Below are 21,941 nucleotides of genomic sequence, written 5' to 3' on the forward strand. Positions count from 1 at the left end.
TTTCCTGCCCGCGTAAAATTTTGGTTAAGATTCGTGTAAAAAGACGATAAATCCTTGCCTGATCCTACTGAAAAATCTCTCAAGCGCTTGAATTTAAAGAGGTGAAAACCATAAATAACCAGGGCTGATTATTAAGCGATTTGTGCTCTACATGATTGAAATCTATTGATAAATCGCATGTACAACCGACGGAGTATTTGGTATATTATTGACCAGATCACGTACAGGGCTATTTCTCTGTGATACGGTGTTTTACCTAAGACTTGGTTTCTCAGGACAATGACATGTTAGATTATCGCTTTCCGACAGCTATGCAGATGGTGTTTTGTATCGCTCAGTCCCAAAAGGCTGGACAGCGCTGCACCAGTGCGATTTTAGCAACGGGTCTGGAAGCCAACTCCAGTTTTATCCGCAAACTGATGGTGCCGCTGACTCAGCACGGCATTATTGTTTCCACTCTTGGTCGTACCGGCTCTATTAATCTCGGACGTCCGGCGGAAGAAATCTCCCTGCGCGATATTTACTGCGCGGTCATTGAAGATAAGCGCCTCTGGGCTGCGCGGCCTGATGTTCCGGCCCGCTGCGTGGTCAGCGCCAATGCCTGTACATATTTCAAAAATATCGTCAATGAAGCCGAAGAAGCCTCGCTTCAGGTTTTAGCCCACCATACCGTGGCGGATGCGCTGGCGGAGTTCGAACGCGGCGGCAAGTACAAATGCACCAAAGATCTGGTCGCAGAACACGCAGAGAATGTTTCCTGCTCCAAGTAAACCGCAGAAAGCATTTTTACTCGTAGCGTGAATTCCAAACATAAAAAAGCCGGGAGATTTCCCGGCTTTTTGCTGTCTGGATTTAGTGCAGTGATATCAGACCGTCTGCGTTTCCAGCACTGCTTTCTTACGCGTCACCAGCTTGCGCAGTGCGACATAAAACACCGGCGTCAGGAACAGCCCGAATAGAGTCACACCTAACATACCGGAGAACACGGTAATCCCGGTCACGCCACGCACTTCCGCACCGGCACCGTGGCCGAGAATCAGCGGAATGGTCCCCGCGATGAACGCAATCGACGTCATGACGATAGGGCGCAGACGCAGGCGGCACGCTTCGAGGGCGGACTCGATAATCCCTTTGCCCTGCATTTCCAGTTCGCGGGCGAACTCGACAATCAGGATGGCGTTCTTACAGGCCAGCCCCATCAGAACCACCAGCCCGACTTGCACGAAGACGTTATTATCGCCGCCGGTCAGCCAGACGCCAAACAGCGCGGAAAGCATCGTCATTGGCACAATCAGGATCACCGCCAGTGGCAGCGTCCAGCTTTCGTACAACGCAGCGAGCACCAGGAACGCCAGCAGAACAGACATCGGGAAGACGATCAGCGCCGCATTGCCCTGAGTAGATTGCTGGTAACTCAGATCCGTCCATTCGATATTCATTCCGTTTGGCAGCAGATTTTTCGACATCGCGGTCAGCTCGGTCATTGCCTGCGCCGAAGAGAGAATGCGCGGGTCAGCATCGCCAATCAGATCTGCCGCCGGATAACCGTTATAACGGATTACCGGGTCAGGTCCGTAGGTGGTGGTGATGTTGAGCATGCTGCCAATTGGCACCATTTCACCTTTATCATTACGTGTACGCAGATTGCCGATATCTTCCACGCTGTCACGGAACTGGCCATCGGCCTGCGCCATTACTTTCCAGGTACGGCCAAAACGGTTGAAGTCATTGATGTACGACGAACCGAGATAAACCTGCAACGTACTGAATAACTCATCCAGTGAAACGCCCTGAGCCTTGGCTTTATCACGGTCGATATGCGCATCAAGCTGCGGCAAGTTGGCCTGATAAGAGGAAATCGGGTAGCCCATTCCCGGCGTTTGCATGATGGCACCGGACATCGTATTGATCGCCGTTTGCAACGCACCGTATCCCAGCCCCGCGCGATCCTGCACGTAGAGCGAATAACCCGACCCCTGGCCTAATCCAAGGATCGGCGGTGGCATAATCGAGAAGGCAAACCCTTCCTGAATCTGCGAGATTTTGGCATTGATTTCCGCGTTAATCTGCGCCGCCGTACGGGTACGTTCGCTCATCGGTTTCAGGGCGAAGAATACCGTCCCGGTGTTTGGCGTATTGGTAAACTGCAGCGCATTCAGGCCGGGGAAGGCCACCGCATCAATTACGCCGTCCGTACTTAACCCCATAGCGCTGATTTTGCGGATCACCGCATCAGTGCGCGACAAGGAAGACCCTTCCGGCATTTTCACACCGGCAATCAGATACAGTTTGTCCTGCGTCGGAATAAATCCGCCGGGCACCGCTTTAAACATAAATGCCGCGGCGCAAAGCAGCAGAACGTAAACACCAAATACCGCGCCGCGGCGACCCAACGTTTTCGATACCGCATTCTGATACTTATGCGAACTGGCATTAAAGAAGCGGTTGAACGGCCGGAAGATCCACCCAAATAACCGGTCAATCAGACGCGAGGGCATATCCTTCGGCGCACCGTGCGCTTTCAGCAATAACGCCGCCAGAGCAGGGGAAAGCGTCAGTGAGTTGATGGCTGAAATCACGGTAGAAATTGCAATCGTCACCGCAAACTGTTTATAGAACTGACCGGTCACGCCGGAAAGGAATGCCATCGGTACGAACACCGCGCACAGCACCAGCGCAATCGCCACAATTGGCCCGGAAACTTCCCGCATGGCCTGATGCGCGGCCTCCCGTGGCGCTAAACCTTCCTCAATATTACGTTCGACGTTTTCCACCACCACGATGGCATCGTCGACCACTATCCCTATCGCCAGAACCAGCCCGAACAAACTGAGCGTGTTAAGCGAGAAGCCGAGCAGATACAAAATGCTGAATGTCCCGATCACCGAAATCGGTACGGCCAGCAACGGAATGATCGACGCACGCCAGGTTTGCAGGAACAGAATCACCACCAGCACGACCAGCACCACGGCTTCCAGCAGCGTATGAACCACGGCGCTGATGGAATCACGGACAAACACGGTCGGGTCATACGGCGCGCGCCATGTCATACCTTCCGGGAAACGCGTCGACAGCTCGGCCATTTTTGCACGCACGGCGTCGGACAAATCAATCGCATTCGCGCCCGGCGACTGGAATATACCAATCCCGACCGCATCCTTATTATTGAGCTGCGAGCGCAGGGCGTAACTGCCGGAACCCATTTCGATACGTGCGACGTCACGAAGACGGACGATTTCGCCATTTTCACCACTTTTCAGGATGATTTTGCCGAATTCGTCTTCATCTTTCAGACGGCCCTGCGCATTGATAGACAGCAAATAATCGCTATCTTTCGGCATAGGTTCTGCGCCCAGCTGGCCAGCAGAAACCTGCACGTTTTGCTCCTGCATCGCTTTCACGACGTCAGATGCCGTCAGACCACGCGCCGCGACTTTGTTCGGATCGAGCCACACGCGCATCGCGTATTCACCCGCACCGAAAATCTGAATCTGACCGACGCCAGGCAGGCGTGCAAGCTCATCTTTCACTTTCAGCGTGGCGTAGTTGCTCAGATACAACGAGTCGTATTTACCGTTCGGCGACACCAGATGCACCACCAGCGTTAACGTCGGCGACTGCTTCTGCGTGGTCACGCCCTGACGGCGCACATCCTCCGGCAGACGCGCTTCGGCCTGCGCCACGCGGTTCTGCACCTGAACCTGGGCCTGATCCGGATCAGTGCCCGGACGGAAGGTCACAGTCGTCACCAGCACGCCGTCTGAACCGGCGACAGATTTCATGTACACCATGTTTTCAACGCCGTTGATAGCTTCTTCCAATGGCGTCGCCACGGTTTCAGCAATCACTTTCGGGTTGGCGCCCGGATATTCAGCGCGAACCTGCACACTCGGTGGCACCACATTCGGGTATTCGCTGACCGGCAGCAGGGGAATGGCAATCGCCCCGGTGACCAGAATTAAAATCGACAAAACAGCCGCAAATATTGGCCGATCGATGAAAAAGCGGGAAAAGTCCATGAGTCAGGATTCTCTTTTATTGAACTGCAGCGGGAGTAGGCGTCACGCTGTTGGCCGCCATAGCGACCGTTTTCGCGTTTACCGGCATTCCCGGCATAAAGACTTTTTGCACGCCGTCGATAATCACGCGATCACCGGCTTCAAGGCCTTTCTGAATGATGCGAAGTCCGCCGGACATCCGCCCGGGTTCCACATCACGACGCTGCGCCTTGCCGTCTTTATCCACCACGTAAACAAACTTGCGATCCTGATCGGTCAGCACGGCTTTATCGTCCACCAGCATGGCGTTGAACTGCGCGCTGCCCGGCAGTTGTACGCGGGCAAACAGGCCCGGCGTAAACGTGCGGTCGCGGTTATCAAGCAGGGCGCGCATACGGATAGTGCCGGTTCCGGAATTAAGCTGGTTATCGGTGAAGTCGACCACGCCCTGATGGGGATAGCCATTTTCGCCAACCAGACCAACGTGAACCGGCAAGCGGTTTTGCGGGTTATTGCTGCGCTGGCCGTCTCGCGCCATCGCCTGATAACGCAGGAACGTGCCTTCATCAACGTCAAAATAGACATACACGGTATCGAGGGAAACCAGCGTCGTCAGTACGCTCGCGGTATCACCGGCTGTCACCAGATTACCGGTAGTGATCATGGCGCGGCTGGCGCGTCCGTCAATCGGCGAGGTTACGCGGGTGAAATCAAGATTGAGCTGCGCCATATCAAGCTGCGCCTGCGCGGCCAGAACATCTGACTGCGCCTGCGACGCGGCAGAACGGCGCTGCTCAGCGATTTCTTTAGAAACTGCCTGCGTGCCGATCAGCGCTTCGGTGCGCGCGGACTCGCTTCGGGCCAGACCGGCCTGATTGCGGGCGCGTACGAGTTCGGCCTGAGCCTGTTCCTGTGCAGCGCGATAAGTCCGGTCATCGATGGTGAATAACACCTGACCTTTTTTGACTTCCTGTCCTTCCTGATAATTCACTTTGTCGATGTAACCCGACACGCGCGGACGCAGCTGAACGCTCTGAACGGCTTCGACGCGGCCATTAAAGGCATCCCATTCGCTGATTTGCCTGATTAAAACATCTGCCGCGCTGACCTGCGGGGCAGGCGGAGCGGCATTTTGCGCCACACTGTTATCGCACCCGGCAAGCAGGGCAACAACCAGCGCAATCCCGGAAAGACGCAACGTCAAAGGCATGCCGCCGGAGCGGCCGCGTGCATTAACCTGTGATTTTTGCAGGTTCATCATTATTTTTATTTCCAGTGAAGTAAGTGCTGCCAGGCAATACACCGGCCTGTCCTCCGGGTAACGTCCTTTGCCTGATCTGACTTTTTTGGGGCTTATGCCGTTCATCAGCACAATTATGTATCAATGTCTGATACAGTTAGTTCGAGGGGATTGTAGGGATGCCGCTACTAAAGTGCAAGAAATACTGTTACACTTTCTGTGCTATTTTACAGAACGTTTACTTCGGGGAAGTGGACTATCCCGTAACGAGGAATTAAATGCAATAGTAAAACTTGCATTTAAGTCAAAACTGCGTCACTTTATAAAAAGACGAGCTGCCCCGGGGGGCGCCGAACAATAAAAAAGCCGGAGAGAAAGTCCATGAGAACCGAGGATTTCATTCACGACCTGATCGACTGGATCGATCACAACCTGGAAGAGCGTCTGGATATTAAAACCGTCGCCAAGCGGGCAGGGTATTCACGCTGGTATCTGCAACGGATGTTCAAAGAACACACTGGTTTGCCGATGGGTGAATATATTCGTGAGAAAAAACTGAAGAAGTCCGCCGATATGCTGGCAAGCAGTGGCGAACCTATTGTCAGCGTGGCGATTTCGCTGGGCTTTGATTCGCAGCAGTCGTTTACGCGCAGTTTCAAACGCCAGTTCGGACAAACGCCGGGCGACTGGCGCCGGGGCCTGAGTCTGGCAACAGAATGTCAGGGATGTCTGCACTGAGTTTCCTCTCCGCTTTCTCTTCTCCCTGAGACGGCGTGTACCACTGGCCCGGCTTTCGTCGGGCAGTGAATTTTCTTCCCCATCTTTTATTCCAATCCCTTTAAAACCCCACGCTGACTGATCCGGTACGCTTTTTACTGCACATTTTTCACTGTTTCCTTCACCCGTTTCGGGCATCTGCCTGCCTTCTCCTGTGCCTGCAATAGTCAGGACGTGATCAACCCAACAAAAATCAACATCAAAGTTCACATAAAATGAAATGATGTTTCAATTTGTTGAGTTGTGCGAATTTTGACGCTAAACTCGCTCCATTACTTCGGCGCCGGGCCGTGCCCGACATCATTCAAGACGTCCGACGGAATCGCGTATTCGCCTCCGTTTTATGAAAAAAGGAAACATCATGATTCTGGATAATTTCTCTTTGCAGGGAAAAGTGGCTGTTGTCACCGGCTGTGACACCGGATTGGGTCAGGGTATGGCCGTAGGTCTGGCAGAAGCGGGCTGTGACATCGTGGGGATCAACATTGTTGAACCGACTGAAACCATCGAACGCGTGGGCGCCACCGGCCGTCGCTTTCTGAGCCTGACCGCCGATCTGAGCGACACTAAAGTGATCCCGGCGCTGCTCGAACGTGCCGTCGCCGAAATGGGGCATCTGGATATTCTGGTCAACAACGCCGGGATTATCCGTCGTGAAGACGCCATCGAGTTCAGCGAAAAGAACTGGGATGACGTAATGAACCTGAACATCAAATCCGTCTTCTTCATGTCTCAGGCCGTTGCAAAACAGTTCATCGCTCAGGGTACCGGCGGGAAAATCATTAACATCGCGTCGATGCTTTCCTATCAGGGCGGCATCCGCGTGCCTTCTTATACCGCGTCAAAAAGCGCCGTGATGGGCGTGACCCGCCTGCTGGCAAACGAATGGGCGAAACACAATATCAACGTGAACGCCATCGCGCCGGGGTATATGGCGACCAATAACACCCAGCAACTTCGTGCCGACGAAGCGCGCAGCGAAGAAATTCTGGGCCGCATTCCGGCCGGTCGCTGGGGTTTACCGTCAGACCTGATGGGGCCGGTCGTTTTCCTGTCGTCTCCGGCCTCTGACTATATTAATGGCTACACTATTGCCGTCGATGGCGGCTGGCTGGCGCGTTAATCCCGCCACAATTCAACTTGCGCAGTGGAGAAATCCGCTGCCACAACGAGGAAATCTCATGAAAATTGCATTGATGATGGAAAACAGTCAGGCCGCTAAAAACGCGATCATTTTGAAAGAACTGAACGCGGTGGCTTCTGAAAAAGAGTATCCGGTCTACAACGTCGGCATGTCTGACGAACAGGATCATCACCTGACCTACATCCATCTGGGCATCATGGCCAGCATTTTGCTCAACTCCAAAGCGGTCGATTTTGTGGTCGCAGGCTGCGGCACCGGACAGGGCGCGCTGATGTCCCTGAACATCCATCCGGGCGTGAACTGTGGTTACTGTATCGATCCGGCGGATGCTTTCCTGTTCGCGCAAATCAACAACGGTAACGCGCTGTCCCTGCCATTTGCCAAAGGTTTTGGCTGGGGTGCAGAGCTTAACGTTCGTTTCATCTTCGAGAAAGCTTTTACCGGCGAGAAAGGTCAGGGTTATCCGGCAGATCGTAAAGAACCTCAGGTGCGCAACGCCGGTATCCTGAATCAGGTAAAAGCCGCTGTTGTGAAAGAAAACTATCTGGATACGCTGCGGGCCATTGATCCGGAACTGGTGAAAACCGCCGTCACCGGTGAACGTTTCCAGAAGTGCTTCTTTGAAAACTGCCAGAACAAAGAGATCGAAAACTTCGTACGTGAAATCCTCGCGTAATTTCAGTTTCTTTCAGGCGATAAAAAACCGGTGCTCAGTGAGTACCGGTTTTTTATTAGCAGTCATCTAACCCTAAATATTTGGAGACGGCTCAAAAGTTGGCGGTTTAGAGGAAATCCTGGCGCTGCGGCGTAAAGGTATCTAACAACACGCCTTTTTCCAGACATACACACCCGTGCATTATGTACGGTTTTTTATACAGCGTATCGCCTGCTGAAACCTCGTGCGTTTCCTCGCCGATGGTGAATTTAAAACGCCCCGACAGCACGTAGGTCAGCTGTTCATGCACATGATTATGCATCGGGCCGATGGCTCCGGTTTCAAATGAGACTTCCACCGCCATCATCGTGCCGCCATGCGCCAGAACGCGACGGCCCACGCCGTCGCCCAGATCCTGGAGTGGAATATCTTTCTTATAAATAAACATCGTCGTTTAGTCCTTGCGTAATGAACTGAGCAGGCAAGCCGGGATTTCGGCCAGATACAGCGCCGGAAGCCCTTCGTGATCGGTAGTAAACAGCACATGACGATCGTCCGGCGAGAAAGAAGGGTGCGGATGCGTTACCTGACGATCGCCATCGAGCACTCGCCAGGAACTGTTATGTGCCGCAAGCGGTGCGTACCGGCGGGACACGGCATCAAAAATATACAGCCACGGGTCGTTATCAATCGTATGGCTGGCGGTATCCTGCACATCCACCGGCGTGCCGGATCCGTCGCCCACCAGCAACGATCCGGTTTCGTTACTCATCAGATGCGAACAGGCCGGCATCGTCATCAGGGAAATATCTTCCCCGGTTTGCGGATCAAACCGGCGGATATGGCGGTCGTGCTGGCCTTTCAGGTAGGACACGTACATCAGCGCCGATCCATCCGGCACCCAGAATTCATGGGTGCAGCTTTCACCTGGCGCATGTTCCTTCACCTTACGCACATTGCTGCCATCTTCGTTTACCAGCCACATGCGCGCATCGACCAGATCGTGCGGGCCTTCGTGGCAGAATGCGACGGTATTATCATCAAACGGACGATAAATCGGGTGACCCAGCCATTCGTTTCTCTCGTGGATGACACGGGATTTTCCGCTGAGCAAATCGACACCCAGCAGGCGGCAGTGCGGATTGCTGTGATAAAACGTCTGGAAAATGGACCAGTCGGTGAGCGGCGTCCAGTCCTTGCGGCTGATTTCAATGCCGACCAGACGGGTACATTCACTGTTTGCCACCCACGTTCCGTACCCCACCCACTCTTCAGGCACCCGATAAACTGTCCGCTCGCTGAAATCTTTCAGCGTGACGCATTGCAGGCTGCGCTCATTCTTCACGTAATACAGCGACTGATCGTCGGGTGAAAGAAAACCACCGAACGTGTTATCGCCTGCACCTTCCGTCAGCTGAACCGCTTTTTGTGTGGTGAGATCCAGCAGATAATAGTTGCGGTTACCGTCGAACTCCCCGGCGAAAAGCAACTTATTGCCATCACGCGTAAAACACTTTTGATAGAAATAATTGCGATGACACAGAACGTCGGGAGGCGTTAAACGCGTCACACGGGTACCGGTCTGAGGATCCTGAACGGTGTGGAAATTGAATTGAATCTGAGAACCTTTAGCCATGATTCACCCCATCAGTAGCATGAAATTAGCCGCTGTTCTGGCTTCCCTTTCATTAATTAAAATGCAGTTTCATTAATTTGAAAACACATTACCATCTGGCGGGGTGAAACGGGGGCAGGGGAAAACAAAAGTGTAAAGCTGATCACAAAATGGCCGCCTTTTGCCTCAGCGGAAAACCACTCTATAATGATATGGCTTGCTGAATAATTATTGATACCTGAAATAGTTAAAGGGTACGAACAAAAATATCTCACGCTGACACAGTGGAGTATTTTGGAAAAGGGATGTAAAAGATGAGATTAAGAAAGAAACGCGTTAAACCGATGCAAATCAATGACATTACTATCATTGACGACAAAAAACTGAAGAAAGCCATTACTGCCGCCGCGCTGGGCAACGCGATGGAATGGTTTGATTTCGGTGTGTATGGCTTTGTGGCCTTCGCTTTAGGTCAGGTGTTTTTCCCGGGTGCCGATCCCGGCATTCAGATGATTGCAGCACTGGCAACCTTCTCGGTTCCCTTCCTCGTCAGACCTCTGGGCGGTCTGTTCTTCGGCGCACTGGGCGACAAATTTGGCCGCCAGAAAGTGTTATCCGTCACCATTATCATCATGTCCGTCAGTACCTTCTGTATCGGTCTGATACCCGGCTATGCCACCATCGGCATATGGGCGCCAATATTGCTTTTACTGGCGAAACTGGCACAAGGCTTCTCCGTCGGCGGTGAATACACCGGGGCGGCGATTTTTGTTGCGGAATACTCTCCGGACAGAAAACGTGGCTTCCTCGGCAGCTGGCTTGATTTCGGTTCCATCGCCGGGTTTATTCTCGGTGCGGGCGTCGTGGTGTTGATCTCCAGTATCGTCGGTGACGCGAACTTCCTCGAGTGGGGCTGGCGTATTCCGTTCTTCATCGCCGCACCACTGGGCCTGATCGGGATTTACCTGCGCCATGCGCTGGAAGAAACCCCGACATTCCAGCAGCACGTGGATAAAATCGACAGCGACTCACGCAAAGATATTGCCGAGCCGCCGAAAGTCTCTTTCCGCGAAATCCTCACCAAACAGTGGAGACCGCTAATTATCTGCGTCGGCATGGTGATCGCCACCAACGTCACCTATTACATGTTGCTGACGTACATGCCAAGTTATCTGTCTCACAGCCTGCATTATTCTGAAGACCACGGCGTGTTGATTATCATCGCCATCATGGTCGGTATGCTGTTTGTGCAGCCGTTTATGGGGATGTTGAGCGACCGTTTCGGGCGCAAACCCTTCGTCATTATCGGCAGCATCGGCCTGTTCATTCTGGCAATTCCGTGCTTCATTCTGATTAACAGTGATGTGATCGGCCTGATTTTCCTCGGGTTACTCATTCTGGCGGTGCTGCTGAACTGCTTCATCGGCGTGATGGCTTCCACCTTACCGGCGATGTTCCCGACGCACATCCGTTACAGCGCGCTGGCCATTGCGTTTAACGTCTCCGTGCTGATTGCCGGCCTGACACCAACCATCGTGGCGTGGCTGGTGGAAGCGACCAACAACCTGTACATGCCTGCGTACTATCTGATGGTCATTTCCGTCATTGGCCTGGTGACCGGTATCTTCATGAAAGAAACCGCGAACCGTCCGCTGAAAGGCGCAACGCCAGCCGCGTCTGACCGCGCAGAAGCCCGTGAAATCCTTCAGGAGCATCACGACAATATCGAACATAAAATTGAAGATATTGATGCGCAGATTGCTGAACTCGAAGCCAAAAGAAAGAACCTGATCGCGCAGCATCCTGAAATCAACTGATTCAGCGCTGACGCAAAACACAAGCCGGTCACCTCCTGACCGGCTTTTTTTCGCCCTTTACCTCGCAGTTCTCTAATCCTGCTCCATACTTCATTTCCCGGTCATCTTTATGGAAATCCTGTATGCAGAATCCTACGTTGTTTCAGTTCTTCCACTGGTATTACCCTGATGGCGGCAAATTATGGCCTGAGGTTGCAGAAAAAGCTGCGTGGCTGGCCGAAATCGGGATCACTGCCGCCTGGCTTCCTCCGGCATATAAAGGCGGTTCCGGCGGATATTCAGTGGGTTATGACACTTACGACTTATTCGATTTGGGCGAGTTTGACCAGAAAGGCTCACGCGCCACCAAGTACGGCGACAAAGAGGGATTCCTGGCGGCTGTTCAGGCGCTGAAACACCATCAGCTTGGCGTCATTCTCGATGTGGTGCTCAACCATAAAATGGGCGCTGACGAAAAAGAGCGCGTGCAGGTTAACCGCGTCAATATGGATGACCGTGAAGATATCAGCGACGACATCATCGAAGCCGATGCCTGGACGCGATTCATCTTCGCCGCCCGAAACGGGCAGTATTCCAAGTTTGTCTGGGATTTCCACTGCTTCAGTGGCGTCGATCATATTGAAAACCCGGATGAAAACGGCATTTTCAAAATCATCAACGATTACACCGGCGGTGGCTGGAACGATCAGGTCGATGACGAATTTGGGAATTACGATTATCTGATGGGTGCCAACGTTGATTTCCGCAATAACGCGGTCAGCGAAGAGCTCAAATACTGGGGCCGCTGGATCATGGAACAAACCGGTTGCACGGGGTTCAGGCTGGACGCAGTGAAGCATATCCCGGCCTGGTTCTATAAAGAATGGATTGATCATATTCAGGCTGAATCCGAACAGCCGATGTATCTGGTGGCCGAATACTGGTCGTTCGACGTGCCCACGCTGCAAAATTACATCCATCAGGTGGAAGGCAAAACCATGCTGTTCGATGCGCCGTTGCAGCTGAATTTCCATCATGCCTCAAAGCAGGGCGCGGATTTCGATCTGACCACCATTTTTGACAACACGCTGGTCGCCGCCGACGCGTCACACGCGGTCACGCTGGTCGCCAACCACGACACGCAGCCGCTACAGTCGCTGGAAGCGCCGGTTGAGCCGTGGTTCAAACCGCTGGCTTATGCGTTAATCCTGCTGCGTGAACAGGGCGTGCCGATTGTGTTTTATCCGGATTTGATTGGCGCAAGTTACGAAGATGAAGGGGATGACGGCAATAATTACACCATCGAACTGCCTGCGATCCCGCAACTGGAAACGCTGATCAAAGCGCGCCAGACTTACGCGTGGGGCGTGCAGACCGATTATCTCGATCACCCTAACTGTATTGCCTTCAGCCGCAGCGGAACCGAAGAGCATCCGGGCTGCGTGGTGGTGATGTCAAACGGGGAAGGCGGAGAAAAGACCATCGAACTGGGCGACGGTTTCGCGCATAAGAAATGGCGCGATTTACTGGAACACCGCGAAGACATCATCGAAACCGATGAAAACGGTACGGGGCAGTTCTTCTGCGAAGCAGGGAGTGTCAGCGTCTGGGTTCTGGCGGAGTGAAAAGACAGGCTGGTGGAATGCCAGCCTGTTAGTTTTTCAGCGGATCCCCAAAGCAATCAAAAAGGCATACATCGCCAGCAGCAAAACAAATGACACAATGCCCACAATCCCTTCTGATTTTTTCATCAGCTGCCACGGGAACACCACCAGAATAATCATGGCGTTAAGCGGAACCTGATACCATTTCCAGGCCTTCGGCGCCATCATCCAGAGGACACAGAAACCGACAACGCTCATCACGCCGTAATCGGTTAGCAAAATTTGAAGATGGCCAGATTCTGGTTTGAAAGCATCGAAAAAGCCCAACAGCATTTTCACTAAAATCAGAAGGGCGAGCAGCGAAAGTCCGCCTTGCGCAACCTTCAGGCTCCGGGGCCGGTCACGCAGAACGCTTTCCAGAAAACTGTAGCCCTGCGTATAAACGCCGATAATCGCGATCAAAAGGATCCGGTCACGCCACTTGTCAGGGTCTTCGCGGGTCGCAAGCAATGTCAGTAAAAGCCAGAAACCAGCCAGAAATAGCGTGCCCCAGCTCATCGCTGTGCGTAATTCATCAAGCGCTTTCACCAGTTGCGAGTTTAATTGCGGCACGAGTGAAGGGTAATTCATCCTGATATGGCTGAGTTCCTCATAAAGGGGTTTCAGAAAATCAGGCATCCACCTTGCCCACCACGCAAGCGTGGCGCCTTCGACAGTGAGCAACCTCAGCCGTTGCCGATCCAGTGCGGATTTCTGATATTTATTTTGCAACTGAGCCAGGTAATACTTCGCGCCCGTATTTTCAATCTGACGATAAAGCGCGGCCAGACGATGCGCGGGTATGCCGCCCGGCTGATAATGGTCAATATCCCAGCCCATGACCCCTGAAACACGGATAAGCAGTGCCGAATACAATCCTTCGCGCTCACTCAGCTGTGCAGCCAGTTCCTGACTGAACACTTCCCGCAGACGCAGATTTTGCAAAAGCTCACCGGATAGCACGGATTTGAGCAGGTTCAGGCCTTCGGTTTCATCTTCCATCATGACATCGATGATTGCAGTCACCTGCCTTAATGCCTCTAACTCCTGCTCCAGCGCATTACCGATACCCGACGTGAGCTCTTTTAAAGGTTCAATGTGAACCGGCATCCGTAAAGTGAAAGAGGGAGATTCATTCAGAATTTCCGTGACAACGTCACTCTTCGAAGGACGGTCCACGTAACCCTTCGCCTGCTCAAACGCCTCCCTCAGCCGCTGATAGCCTTCCGGATCCTGATCTGGCCGCGTCGTTTTCAGTTTCCGGGCGTAAGCGCGCTTGATGATGCTCATATCGTCAGTAGGTTCGATGTCTAAGACTGACCAGATGTATGGGTTGTTCATGCCACCGCCCAGGTCACGAGCCACGAATAAAGGAATAACATCACGGCACAAATGACGATGCGCCATATCACGCCAGTTTTTTTTGCCTGCTGCCATGGAAATGAGACAAATGCGGTCAGGCTATTGCTGATAAGGTTGTACCAGCGCCAGTATCGCGGACAAATTGCCCATATGAGGAAAAGTACGAAAGCGGCAAGCATGCCAAAAAGTGCCGGACCACGTCCCGGGTCGTCGTACATGAAATGCAGTTGCCCATACAAGCCGCTGAAAATTTTAGCAAACACACCCAAGATGAGTAGCGAAAGCAGAGTTTCGAATATCGCCACAATGTTCTGCGAATGCCTGAACTTACGCTGTAGCTCGCTTTTACCCCACGTACAGATAAGTAGAACGGAAATAATAATCGACAAATCGCGCAGCGGATGTTCGTCATGGCGAATTCCAATAGCGATCACCATTCCCCAGAACACGATAAAAAAAGCTGTACTCCAGTCCAAAGCTAAACGCAGCCCGGATAACGTTTTGAGCAACTGCGGATTAACCCGCTCCAGCAATACAGGATGGTACGTGCTGATTTCTTCTACCGTCTTACGTAGCTGGCCGACATAACCCGGAATTAACCTCGCCATGAATGACAGCTTTTTGCCCTCAACGCTTAGCAACTGAAATCGTTCATGTTCCTGCGGGGACTTCTCAGATTCATTTACGAGGGAATCCCAGTATTGTGAAGCCTCTGTGTTTTCAGTCTGCGTGTAAATCGCCCATAACTGGTCCGCGGAAATCCCTTCAGGTCTGAAATTTTCGATTTCCCATCCCATCATGGCGGCCACGTTGATCAGCACAGAACGGGTAACACCTTCACGTTTGCCCAATTCCTCTGCCAGAAAATGGCTGAACAACTCGCGGGCGTGAATATTTTCCAGAGGACCTTCAGACAAACAGGTGTACAGCCTTTCAAAACCGGCGGTGGCATCGGCAAGCAGCAATGTCACCATTTCATCAACCTGATTGAGGATCTGCTGTTGCGAAAACGGCGCACTGTATTCAGGCTCCGTCAGCTCTGAAAAAGCACGATCTTGTTCAGCATGTAAACCGCGGACATTGGGAATCGCCGTCGCCTGCTCGAACGCCTCCCTCAGCTGCTGATAGCCTTCCGGATCCTGATCTGGACGTGTGCTTTTCAGTTTCCGGGCATACGCGCGCTTGATAACGCTCAGATCGTCAGTAGGTTCGATGTCTAAGACTGACCAGATGCTCATCCGTTTACTCCCATTCCCTGCGCAGATACGCGATCAGTCCCTCGATTTCCTTGCGGGCTTCAGCGATTTGCCGGGCATCCTGCGTGTCCAGCACGCTTTCGAAACGGTAAAGATGATCGGCGATATATTGACGTTGCTCTCCGAGACTTTGTTCGTAAAACGCATTGGCTTCGGCGACCAGCTGGCGGTTAACCAGTTGCTCACGCGGGTGCTGTTTGATGTTTTCCAGTTTCATCAGGCTGGCGGAGATTTGTTCCGGCGTGAGCGAGCCGGGGGATTTTTCGATCACCAGTTTTTGCATCTCACCGCTATGATCGATTTTGCATTCCACTTCAAGAATGCCGTCCAGCGTATAGGTAAAACGCACGTCGGCGGTGATTTCACCGGCAGGGCGTGGCGGCACATCCAGCGATAAGGAACCGAGCAGAATATTGTCGGAAACACGGCGGCCTTCACCCTGATAAATCGAAAATTCGAGCATTTTTTGCTGGTCGGTGATCGTACGGACGGATTCCACCCGGCTCACCGGTACAAAGCTATTGCGTTCGATCAACGGCATAAAATGCCCCGTCTCATAGCCTTCGCCTTTACGGCGCGCAATCTCAATACCGAGCGTGAAGGGCATCACGTCAGTCAGCACGATATCGTCAAGTGCCTGATCCTGCATCGCCAGCCCGGCCTGAATTCCCGCACCCAGCGCAACCGCTTCATCGGGCTGAAGATCGCAACGCGGGAAACGGCCAAACAAACGCGCGACAGCCTGTCGCACCAGTGGCATCCGCGTCGCGCCGCCCACCAGCACAATATGATCCACCTGATCGGCGGAAAACTTCGCATCACGCAGCGCCTGAATCACCGGCTTTTTCATCCGTTCCAGCGCACTTTCACAGCATTGCGCCAGAATCTCCGTCGTGATTGTCCAGCTCAGCGTTTCGCCTTCTTGCTGATAACTGACGGACGTACTGTCCTGCGTCGTCAGCTGGCGCTTTGCCCGCTCCGCCAATGTGACGAGCCGGCCGTGTAAACCGGTGTCTTCCTGCTCGAGTTGCGGGAATTGCGCCAGCATCCAGCTGACCAGGCTGCGCGTAAAGTCATCGCCACCCAGAAATACATCGCCGCTGCTGGCGCGCACTTCAATGACGCCTTCGAACATATCGATGATCGAGACATCAAAAGTGCCGCCGCCCAGATCGAACACCAGAAACTTCTGCTCCTGCTGATTCGCCAGCCCGTAAGCCAGCGATGCAGCGGTCGGTTCGTTGAGCAAGCGTTCGACGTGTAAACCCGCCAGCTCACCGGCGGTTTTCACGGCTTTACGCTGAATGTCATTGAAATAGGCGGGAACGGTAATGATGGCGCGTTCGACTTTACAACCGCAGTGTTGCTCGGCGTCGGCTTTCAGGCTGCGCAACAACAGGGCGGAAAGCTCTTCTGCACGAAAAGACTGATGTCCGAGCCGGAAATGATGGTCGGTGCCCATGAAACGTTTAAAACTGGAGAGGGTCAGACCGGGGTGAGTAAACAGGCGGGCGTGAGCGGGTGCGCCGACAAGAATGTGCCCGTTATCATCGAGCCCGATAACCGAAGGCGTGAGATTGTGCCCGTAGGCGTTCGGTATCAGAACGGCCTGACCGTCCTGCCAGATGGAAACCGCGCTGTTTGACGTGCCTAAATCTATCCCTATCAACATCCGTATTGCTCCCGAAAATGAACTGAGAATGGCCGAAAGAAGCGTCTGACGACGAAACGTCTCTATCGGCCAAATTTACAGAATACTTAAGGGATTTTGTAGTCCGGGTTAAGCGATGGTCACTTTCTTATCCAGATACACATCCTGCACCGCATTGATTAACGCCACGCCATCTTTCATGGATTTCTTGAACGCTTTACGCCCCAGAATCAGCCCCATTCCGCCCGCGCGTTTGTTAATCACCGTCGTACGTACCGACTCCTGAATATCGTTTTCGCCTGCCGCACCGCCGGAGTTAATCAAACCGGCGCGCCCCATGTAGCAGTTCGCCAGCTGATAACGCACCAGATCGATAGGGTGATCGGTGGTGAGTTTGGAATAGACGCGCGCGTCGGTATAACCAAACTTCACGGCGTTGTAGCCGCCGTTATTTTCGGCCATCTTTTGCTTCACGATATCTGCGCCAATGGTGGCCGCAAGGTGGTTCGCCTGACCGCTCAAATCCGCGCTGGAGTGATAATCCACGCCGTCGTTAACAAACGCCGGATTGCGCAGATACGCCCACAACACCGTGACCATGCCCAGCTCATGCGCCCGTTCGAACGCGGCGGAGATCTCCTCAATCTGACGGCGGGATTGTTCTGAACCGAAATAAATGGTTGCACCGACGGCCTGCGCACCCAGTTCAAACGCCTGATCCACGCTGGCGTACAGCGTCTGATCGTACTGGGTCGGATAACTGAGCGTTTCATTGTGGTTCAGTTTGACCAGGAACGGGATTTTGTGGGCATAGCGGCGGGACACGGAAGCCAGCACGCCGTAAGTCGAGGCCACACAGTTGCAACCGGCTTCCAGTGCCAGTTCGACAATATTCTTCGGGTCAAAATAGAGCGGGTTTGCCGCAAATGATGCGCCTGCGGAATGCTCGACGCCCTGATCGACTGGCAGAATCGACAGATAACCGGTTCCCGCCAGACGGCCGGTGTTATACAGATTTTGCATCGCAGCCAGCACGCGCGGCGAGCGGTTATTATCAATCATTACGCGATCGACAAAATCAGCCCCCGGAAGATTAAGCTGCTCAGCAGTAATTGTGGAACAACGATGTTGCAACAGGGAATCGGCTTCTTTACCTAAAACCTTAGAGATATCAGTCATAACGAACTCCGTCTCGGGCTCTGAACAGGGTTCAGAGCGATGAATGAACCTGCCTTACAGTAGACAAAGTAGACTAACGTTTTGATTCCGGCCAACTTGCACATTAGATGCTGAAGGCTGAAGCAAGCCCCCACATACAAAAAAGTAATAAATCGATTTCGTTTTTCTGGCGCGTGCCAAAGAAACGTTTCGCTGAACGCGCTATCGTATGCGCTTCACTGATTGCGGATGTCGGGCATGTACGAGTTCAATTTAGTTTTACTGCTGTTACAGCAGATGTGTGTGTTTCTGGTTATCGCCTGGCTGATGAGTAAAACCCGCCTTTTTATCCCACTGATGCAGGTCACCGTCCGTCTGCCTCACAAGCTGCTTTGTTACATCACGTTCTCCGTATTCTGCATTATGGGCACCTATTTCGGCCTGCACATTGAAGATTCCATTGCCAACACGCGTGCGATTGGCGCGGTGATGGGGGGGCTGCTGGGCGGTCCGGTTGTCGGCGGACTGGTCGGGCTGACCGGGGGGTTACATCGTTACTCGATGGGCGGCATGACGGCACTCAGTTGCATGGTATCCACCATTACCGAAGGGCTGCTCGGTGGTTTGCTGCACAGCATTCTGATCCGTCGCGGGCGCACCGATATGCTGTTCAATCCGCTGACCGCTGGCGCAATTACGTTCGTGGCTGAAACGGTGCAGATGCTGATTATCCTGCTGATTGCCCGGCCGTTTCACGACGCACTGCATCTGGTCAGTAATATTGCCGCGCCGATGATGGTGACTAACACGCTGGGCGCGGCGATGTTTATGCGCATCCTGCTGGATAAACGCGCGATGTTTGAAAAATACACGTCGGCGTTTTCCGCCACCGCGCTGAGGGTAGCGGCATCGACGGAAGGGATATTGCGGCAGGGATTTAACGAAGAAAACAGCATGAGAGTGGCGCAGGTTCTGCATCAGGAACTGGATATCAGCGCCGTCGCCATTACCGATTGTGAGAAACTGCTGGCGTTTACCGGCGTGGGCGATGACCACCATTTGCCCGGTAAACCGATATCTTCCGCCTATACCTGGCGCGCGATTGAAAAGGACGAAGTAGTGTACGCCGACGGCAACGAATTGCCTTACCGCTGCTCGCTGCACCCGAACTGCAAACTGGGCTCGACGCTGGTGATCCCGCTGCGGGGCGAAAATCAGCGGGTGATCGGCACCATCAAATTGTACGAAGCACGCAACCGGCTGTTCAGCTCGATCAACCGTACGCTGGGCGAAGGCATTGCGCAGTTGCTGTCGGCGCAAATTCTGGCGGGGAAATACGAGCAACAAAAAGCGCTGCTCGCACAGTCGGAAATCAAACTGCTGCACGCACAGGTGAACCCACATTTCCTGTTCAACGCGCTCAACACGCTGATGGCGGTGATCCGTAACGACAGCGATAAAGCCGGGCAACTGGTGCAGTATCTCTCGACGTTCTTTCGCAAAAACCTCAAACGTCCTTCAGAAATTGTCACTCTTGCCAACGAAATCGAGCACGTGAATGCCTATCTGCAAATCGAACTGGCGCGTTTTCCCTCGCGGCTGAACGTCGAACTTCAGGTGCCGGACCAGCTCTCGGCTCAGAATCTGCCTGCATTTACTCTGCAACCGATTGTGGAAAACGCCATTAAGCACGGCACGTCTCAATTGCTCGGCAACGGTATAATTACCATCCGCGCCCGTCGTGACGGGCAAAACGTCGTTGTTGAGGTCGAGGACAACGCCGGTTTATATCAGCCGCGCACCGAAAGCAACGGGCTGGGCATGAGTCTGGTGGACAGACGCCTGCGCGCCCGCTTTGGCGATGACTATGGGATCGCCGTCAGCTGCGAACCGGATCTTTTCACCCGCGTTACGTTGCGCCTGCCGATCGAGGAACCCGCATGTTGAAAGTGATGATTGTTGATGATGAGCCGCTGGCACGCGAGAACCTGCGGATTCAGCTTCGGGACGAAGGCGATATCGAGATCATCGGCGAATGCGCCAACGCCATTGAAGCCATCGGCGCGGTGCATAAATTGCGTCCGGACGTCCTGTTTCTGGACATTCAGATGCCGCGCATCAGCGGGCTGGAAATGGCCGGAATGCTCGACCACCGGCATCGTCCGCATATTGTTTTTCTTACCGCGTTTGATGAATACGCGGTGCAGGCGTTTGAAGAGTGCGCGTTTGATTACCTGCTGAAACCGATTGAGCCGCCACGTTTACAGAAAACGCTGGCACGGTTGCGGCAGGAACGTCAGGTGCAGGAAATCTCGCAACTGCCGGAAAGCCAGCAGTCGCTGAAATTCATTCCGTGCAGCGGCCACAGCCGGATCTGGCTGTTGCAGATGGAAGAGGTGGCGTTTGTCAGCAGCCGGATGAGCGGCGTTTACGTGACCAGTCAGGACGGCAAGGAAGGGTTTACGGAACTGACGCTGCGCACGCTGGAAAGCCGCACGCCCTTGTTACGTTGTCACCGGCAATATCTGGTGAATATGGATTATCTTAAAGAGATCCGCCTGGAAGATAACAATCAGGCGGAGCTGTTATTGCGCGACGGCCAGACCGTACCGGTCAGCCGCCGCTATCTGAAAACACTGAAAGAAGCCGTCGGGCTTTAGGTGTCAGGGCGGGCGGTTCAGACGGGTCTCAGCCCGTCAAATGCCTGACGAATTTCGGCTTCCGGTAATGCCACGCCGATAAACACCAGCTGGCTGACCGGCGTTTCGTCCGGTTCCCACGTGCGGTCCCAGTCGGCGCTGTACAGCCGCTGAACGCCCTGAAACAGCAGGCGGCACGGCTGATCCTCAATCCACAACATCCCTTTATAGCGCAGAAGGCTGTCTGCAAAACCGGAAAGTAAACCTTCCATCACGCCGGATACCGCCTGCAACGCCACCGGATAATCCAGTTCCACCACGATGGATGAAATCGTATTTTCCTGCCGGTTCACAATGCGGCGGAAAACCGGCTTTGAGACCACCACGTTTTCTTCCAGCATAAAACCACGCGTGTCGAACAACAGCGCCAGATCGATATCGCCGTTCACCACCGGATACACCGGTGCGCGGGCATTAATCCGCTGAAGCCGCGCAATCAGCTCGCTGCTGTCACCGGCCACATCGGTTTTCGTCAGCAAAATCCGGTCAGCATAACCAATCTGCGACTGCGCCAGCGGGAACTGATCCAGCTGTTGTTGCGCGTGAACCGCGTCCACCAGCGTGATGACTCCGTCGAGAAGATAGCGTTCGCAGATAATTTCATGGGCGAAAAACGCCTGCAAAATCGGCCCCGGATCCGCCATGCCGGTGCATTCAATCACCAGCCGGTCGAACTGCACGTCGCCTCCATCCAGACCGTCGAGCAAATCCAGCAACGCGTCTTCCAGTTCGTTCGAGCGGCTGCAACAGATACACCCGTTGGTCAGCGTGGTAATCCGCGTCGCGCGATCGCCAATCAGCTGGCTGTCGATCGCCACTTCGCCAAACTCATTTTCAATGACTGCAATTTTGTAATCGTGCTGCTGATGCAGCATCTGGCGCAGCAGGGTAGTTTTGCCTGCGCCGAGAAAACCGGTTAAAACCGTGACCGCAATGGGTGTCATAAC

The 21,941-nt window shown here is 53.5% G+C and carries 17 protein-coding genes; 8 read left to right on the forward strand and 9 right to left on the reverse strand.

Translation table 11 applies throughout. The features are described 5' to 3' along the window. Positions 1 to 284: 284 nt before the first annotated feature. Positions 285 to 770, forward strand: a complete 486-nt coding sequence (locus J8X26_RS21025) for an Rrf2 family transcriptional regulator (RefSeq protein ID WP_152328055.1) — start codon at positions 285 to 287, stop codon at positions 768 to 770. Positions 771 to 866: 96 nt separating this feature from the next. On the opposite strand, the gene J8X26_RS21030 is transcribed toward J8X26_RS21025, so the two are convergent. Both J8X26_RS21030 and J8X26_RS21035 read right to left on the reverse strand, forming a co-directional pair. Then, positions 867 to 4,019, reverse strand: a complete 3,153-nt coding sequence (locus J8X26_RS21030) for an efflux RND transporter permease subunit (RefSeq protein ID WP_208951850.1) — start codon at positions 4,017 to 4,019, stop codon at positions 867 to 869. A gap of 16 nt (positions 4,020 to 4,035) precedes the next feature. Beyond that, complete coding sequence (locus J8X26_RS21035) at positions 4,036 to 5,208, reverse strand: efflux RND transporter periplasmic adaptor subunit (RefSeq protein ID WP_165060596.1); 1,173 nt, start codon at positions 5,206 to 5,208, stop codon at positions 4,036 to 4,038. A gap of 411 nt (positions 5,209 to 5,619) precedes the next feature. Here J8X26_RS21035 and J8X26_RS21040 point away from each other — a divergent pair, with 411 nt between their 5' ends. The 3 genes from J8X26_RS21040 to J8X26_RS21050 all read left to right on the forward strand — a co-directional run bounded on the left by J8X26_RS21040 (position 5,620) and on the right by J8X26_RS21050 (position 7,835). Continuing rightward, the gene (locus tag J8X26_RS21040) at positions 5,620 to 5,976 is read left to right on the forward strand and encodes a helix-turn-helix domain-containing protein (protein WP_095925761.1); all 357 of its coding nucleotides are present in this window, start codon (positions 5,620 to 5,622) and stop codon (positions 5,974 to 5,976) included. 400 nt (positions 5,977 to 6,376) lie between these two features. Further along, complete coding sequence (kduD, locus tag J8X26_RS21045) at positions 6,377 to 7,138, forward strand: 2-dehydro-3-deoxy-D-gluconate 5-dehydrogenase KduD (protein WP_152328057.1); 762 nt, start codon at positions 6,377 to 6,379, stop codon at positions 7,136 to 7,138. Positions 7,139 to 7,196: 58 nt separating this feature from the next. Continuing rightward, a complete protein-coding gene (locus J8X26_RS21050; RefSeq protein ID WP_120508856.1) occupies positions 7,197 to 7,835 on the forward strand; it encodes an RpiB/LacA/LacB family sugar-phosphate isomerase in 639 nt (212 codons plus the stop codon). A gap of 106 nt (positions 7,836 to 7,941) precedes the next feature. Here the strand turns inward: J8X26_RS21050 and J8X26_RS21055 are convergent, their stop codons facing one another. Both J8X26_RS21055 and J8X26_RS21060 read right to left on the reverse strand, forming a co-directional pair. After that, on the reverse strand, positions 7,942 to 8,262 hold the full coding sequence (locus tag J8X26_RS21055; RefSeq protein WP_152328058.1) for a cupin domain-containing protein: 321 nt from the start codon (positions 8,260 to 8,262) through the stop codon (positions 7,942 to 7,944). A gap of 6 nt (positions 8,263 to 8,268) precedes the next feature. Further along, positions 8,269 to 9,450 (reverse strand): oligogalacturonate lyase family protein, encoded by a 1,182-nt coding sequence (locus tag J8X26_RS21060; RefSeq protein ID WP_208951851.1) that lies wholly within the window; start codon positions 9,448 to 9,450, stop codon positions 8,269 to 8,271. 293 nt (positions 9,451 to 9,743) lie between these two features. On the opposite strand from J8X26_RS21060, the gene proP reads away from it, so the two are divergent. After that, complete coding sequence (proP, locus tag J8X26_RS21065; RefSeq protein WP_152328060.1) at positions 9,744 to 11,246, forward strand: glycine betaine/L-proline transporter ProP; 1,503 nt, start codon at positions 9,744 to 9,746, stop codon at positions 11,244 to 11,246. Between the two features lie 122 nt (positions 11,247 to 11,368). Beyond that, positions 11,369 to 12,850, forward strand: a complete 1,482-nt coding sequence (gene amyA, locus J8X26_RS21070; protein WP_208951852.1) for an alpha-amylase — start codon at positions 11,369 to 11,371, stop codon at positions 12,848 to 12,850. A 36-nt stretch (positions 12,851 to 12,886) separates the two neighbouring features. Here the strand turns inward: amyA and J8X26_RS21075 are convergent, their stop codons facing one another. The 4 genes from J8X26_RS21075 to fbaB all read right to left on the reverse strand — a co-directional run bounded on the left by J8X26_RS21075 (position 12,887) and on the right by fbaB (position 18,316). Beyond that, entirely contained in the window at positions 12,887 to 14,275 is a 1,389-nt protein-coding gene (locus J8X26_RS21075; protein ID WP_244370755.1) for a hypothetical protein, read from the reverse strand. Beyond that, positions 14,206 to 15,468: a hypothetical protein gene (locus tag J8X26_RS21080; protein ID WP_208951853.1), complete on the reverse strand. Its 1,263-nt coding sequence runs from the start codon at positions 15,466 to 15,468 to the stop codon at positions 14,206 to 14,208. Before J8X26_RS21080 ends, J8X26_RS21075 begins: the two co-directional genes overlap by 70 nt. A 4-nt stretch (positions 15,469 to 15,472) precedes the next feature. Beyond that, positions 15,473 to 17,158: an Hsp70 family protein gene (locus tag J8X26_RS21085; protein WP_208951854.1), complete on the reverse strand. Its 1,686-nt coding sequence runs from the start codon at positions 17,156 to 17,158 to the stop codon at positions 15,473 to 15,475. Positions 17,159 to 17,266: 108 nt separating this feature from the next. Next, positions 17,267 to 18,316 (reverse strand): class I fructose-bisphosphate aldolase, encoded by a 1,050-nt coding sequence (gene fbaB / locus J8X26_RS21090; RefSeq protein ID WP_208951855.1) that lies wholly within the window; start codon positions 18,314 to 18,316, stop codon positions 17,267 to 17,269. 237 nt (positions 18,317 to 18,553) lie between these two features. Between fbaB and J8X26_RS21095 the strand changes: the two genes are divergently transcribed. Both J8X26_RS21095 and btsR read left to right on the forward strand, forming a co-directional pair. Beyond that, positions 18,554 to 20,242 (forward strand): sensor histidine kinase, encoded by a 1,689-nt coding sequence (locus J8X26_RS21095; RefSeq protein ID WP_152323943.1) that lies wholly within the window; start codon positions 18,554 to 18,556, stop codon positions 20,240 to 20,242. Beyond that, positions 20,236 to 20,955, forward strand: a complete 720-nt coding sequence (gene btsR, locus J8X26_RS21100; RefSeq protein WP_152323942.1) for a two-component system response regulator BtsR — start codon at positions 20,236 to 20,238, stop codon at positions 20,953 to 20,955. Before J8X26_RS21095 ends, btsR begins: the two co-directional genes overlap by 7 nt. Before the next feature lie 17 nt (positions 20,956 to 20,972). On the opposite strand, the gene yjiA is transcribed toward btsR, so the two are convergent. Further along, on the reverse strand, positions 20,973 to 21,938 hold the full coding sequence (yjiA, locus tag J8X26_RS21105) for a GTPase (protein ID WP_165060460.1): 966 nt from the start codon (positions 21,936 to 21,938) through the stop codon (positions 20,973 to 20,975). Between the last annotated feature and the right edge of the window lie 3 nt (positions 21,939 to 21,941).

The sequence above is a fragment of the Rahnella sp. ChDrAdgB13 genome, from assembly GCF_017655185.1.
In the GTDB taxonomy this organism is placed as follows: Bacteria; Pseudomonadota; Gammaproteobacteria; order Enterobacterales; family Enterobacteriaceae; genus Rahnella; species Rahnella contaminans.

Bases quoted from the DNA above. Each gene is read 5' to 3' on its own strand.
- J8X26_RS21025 (WP_152328055.1), top strand. From the start codon at position 285: ATGTTAGATTATCGCTTTCCGACAGCTATGCAGATGGTGTTTTGTATC.
- J8X26_RS21030 (WP_208951850.1), bottom strand. From the start codon at position 4,019: ATGGACTTTTCCCGCTTTTTCATCGATCGGCCAATATTTGCGGCTGTT.
- J8X26_RS21035 (WP_165060596.1), bottom strand. From the start codon at position 5,208: ATGCCTTTGACGTTGCGTCTTTCCGGGATTGCGCTGGTTGTTGCCCTG.
- J8X26_RS21040 (WP_095925761.1), top strand. From the start codon at position 5,620: ATGAGAACCGAGGATTTCATTCACGACCTGATCGACTGGATCGATCAC.
- kduD (WP_152328057.1), top strand. From the start codon at position 6,377: ATGATTCTGGATAATTTCTCTTTGCAGGGAAAAGTGGCTGTTGTCACC.
- J8X26_RS21050 (WP_120508856.1), top strand. From the start codon at position 7,197: ATGAAAATTGCATTGATGATGGAAAACAGTCAGGCCGCTAAAAACGCG.
- J8X26_RS21055 (WP_152328058.1), bottom strand. From the start codon at position 8,262: ATGTTTATTTATAAGAAAGATATTCCACTCCAGGATCTGGGCGACGGC.
- J8X26_RS21060 (WP_208951851.1), bottom strand. From the start codon at position 9,450: ATGGCTAAAGGTTCTCAGATTCAATTCAATTTCCACACCGTTCAGGAT.
- proP (WP_152328060.1), top strand. From the start codon at position 9,744: ATGAGATTAAGAAAGAAACGCGTTAAACCGATGCAAATCAATGACATT.
- amyA (WP_208951852.1), top strand. From the start codon at position 11,369: ATGCAGAATCCTACGTTGTTTCAGTTCTTCCACTGGTATTACCCTGAT.
- J8X26_RS21075 (WP_244370755.1), bottom strand. From the start codon at position 14,275: ATGGCGCATCGTCATTTGTGCCGTGATGTTATTCCTTTATTCGTGGCT.
- J8X26_RS21080 (WP_208951853.1), bottom strand. From the start codon at position 15,468: ATGAGCATCTGGTCAGTCTTAGACATCGAACCTACTGACGATCTGAGC.
- J8X26_RS21085 (WP_208951854.1), bottom strand. From the start codon at position 17,158: ATGTTGATAGGGATAGATTTAGGCACGTCAAACAGCGCGGTTTCCATC.
- fbaB (WP_208951855.1), bottom strand. From the start codon at position 18,316: ATGACTGATATCTCTAAGGTTTTAGGTAAAGAAGCCGATTCCCTGTTG.
- J8X26_RS21095 (WP_152323943.1), top strand. From the start codon at position 18,554: ATGTACGAGTTCAATTTAGTTTTACTGCTGTTACAGCAGATGTGTGTG.
- btsR (WP_152323942.1), top strand. From the start codon at position 20,236: ATGTTGAAAGTGATGATTGTTGATGATGAGCCGCTGGCACGCGAGAAC.
- yjiA (WP_165060460.1), bottom strand. From the start codon at position 21,938: ATGACACCCATTGCGGTCACGGTTTTAACCGGTTTTCTCGGCGCAGGC.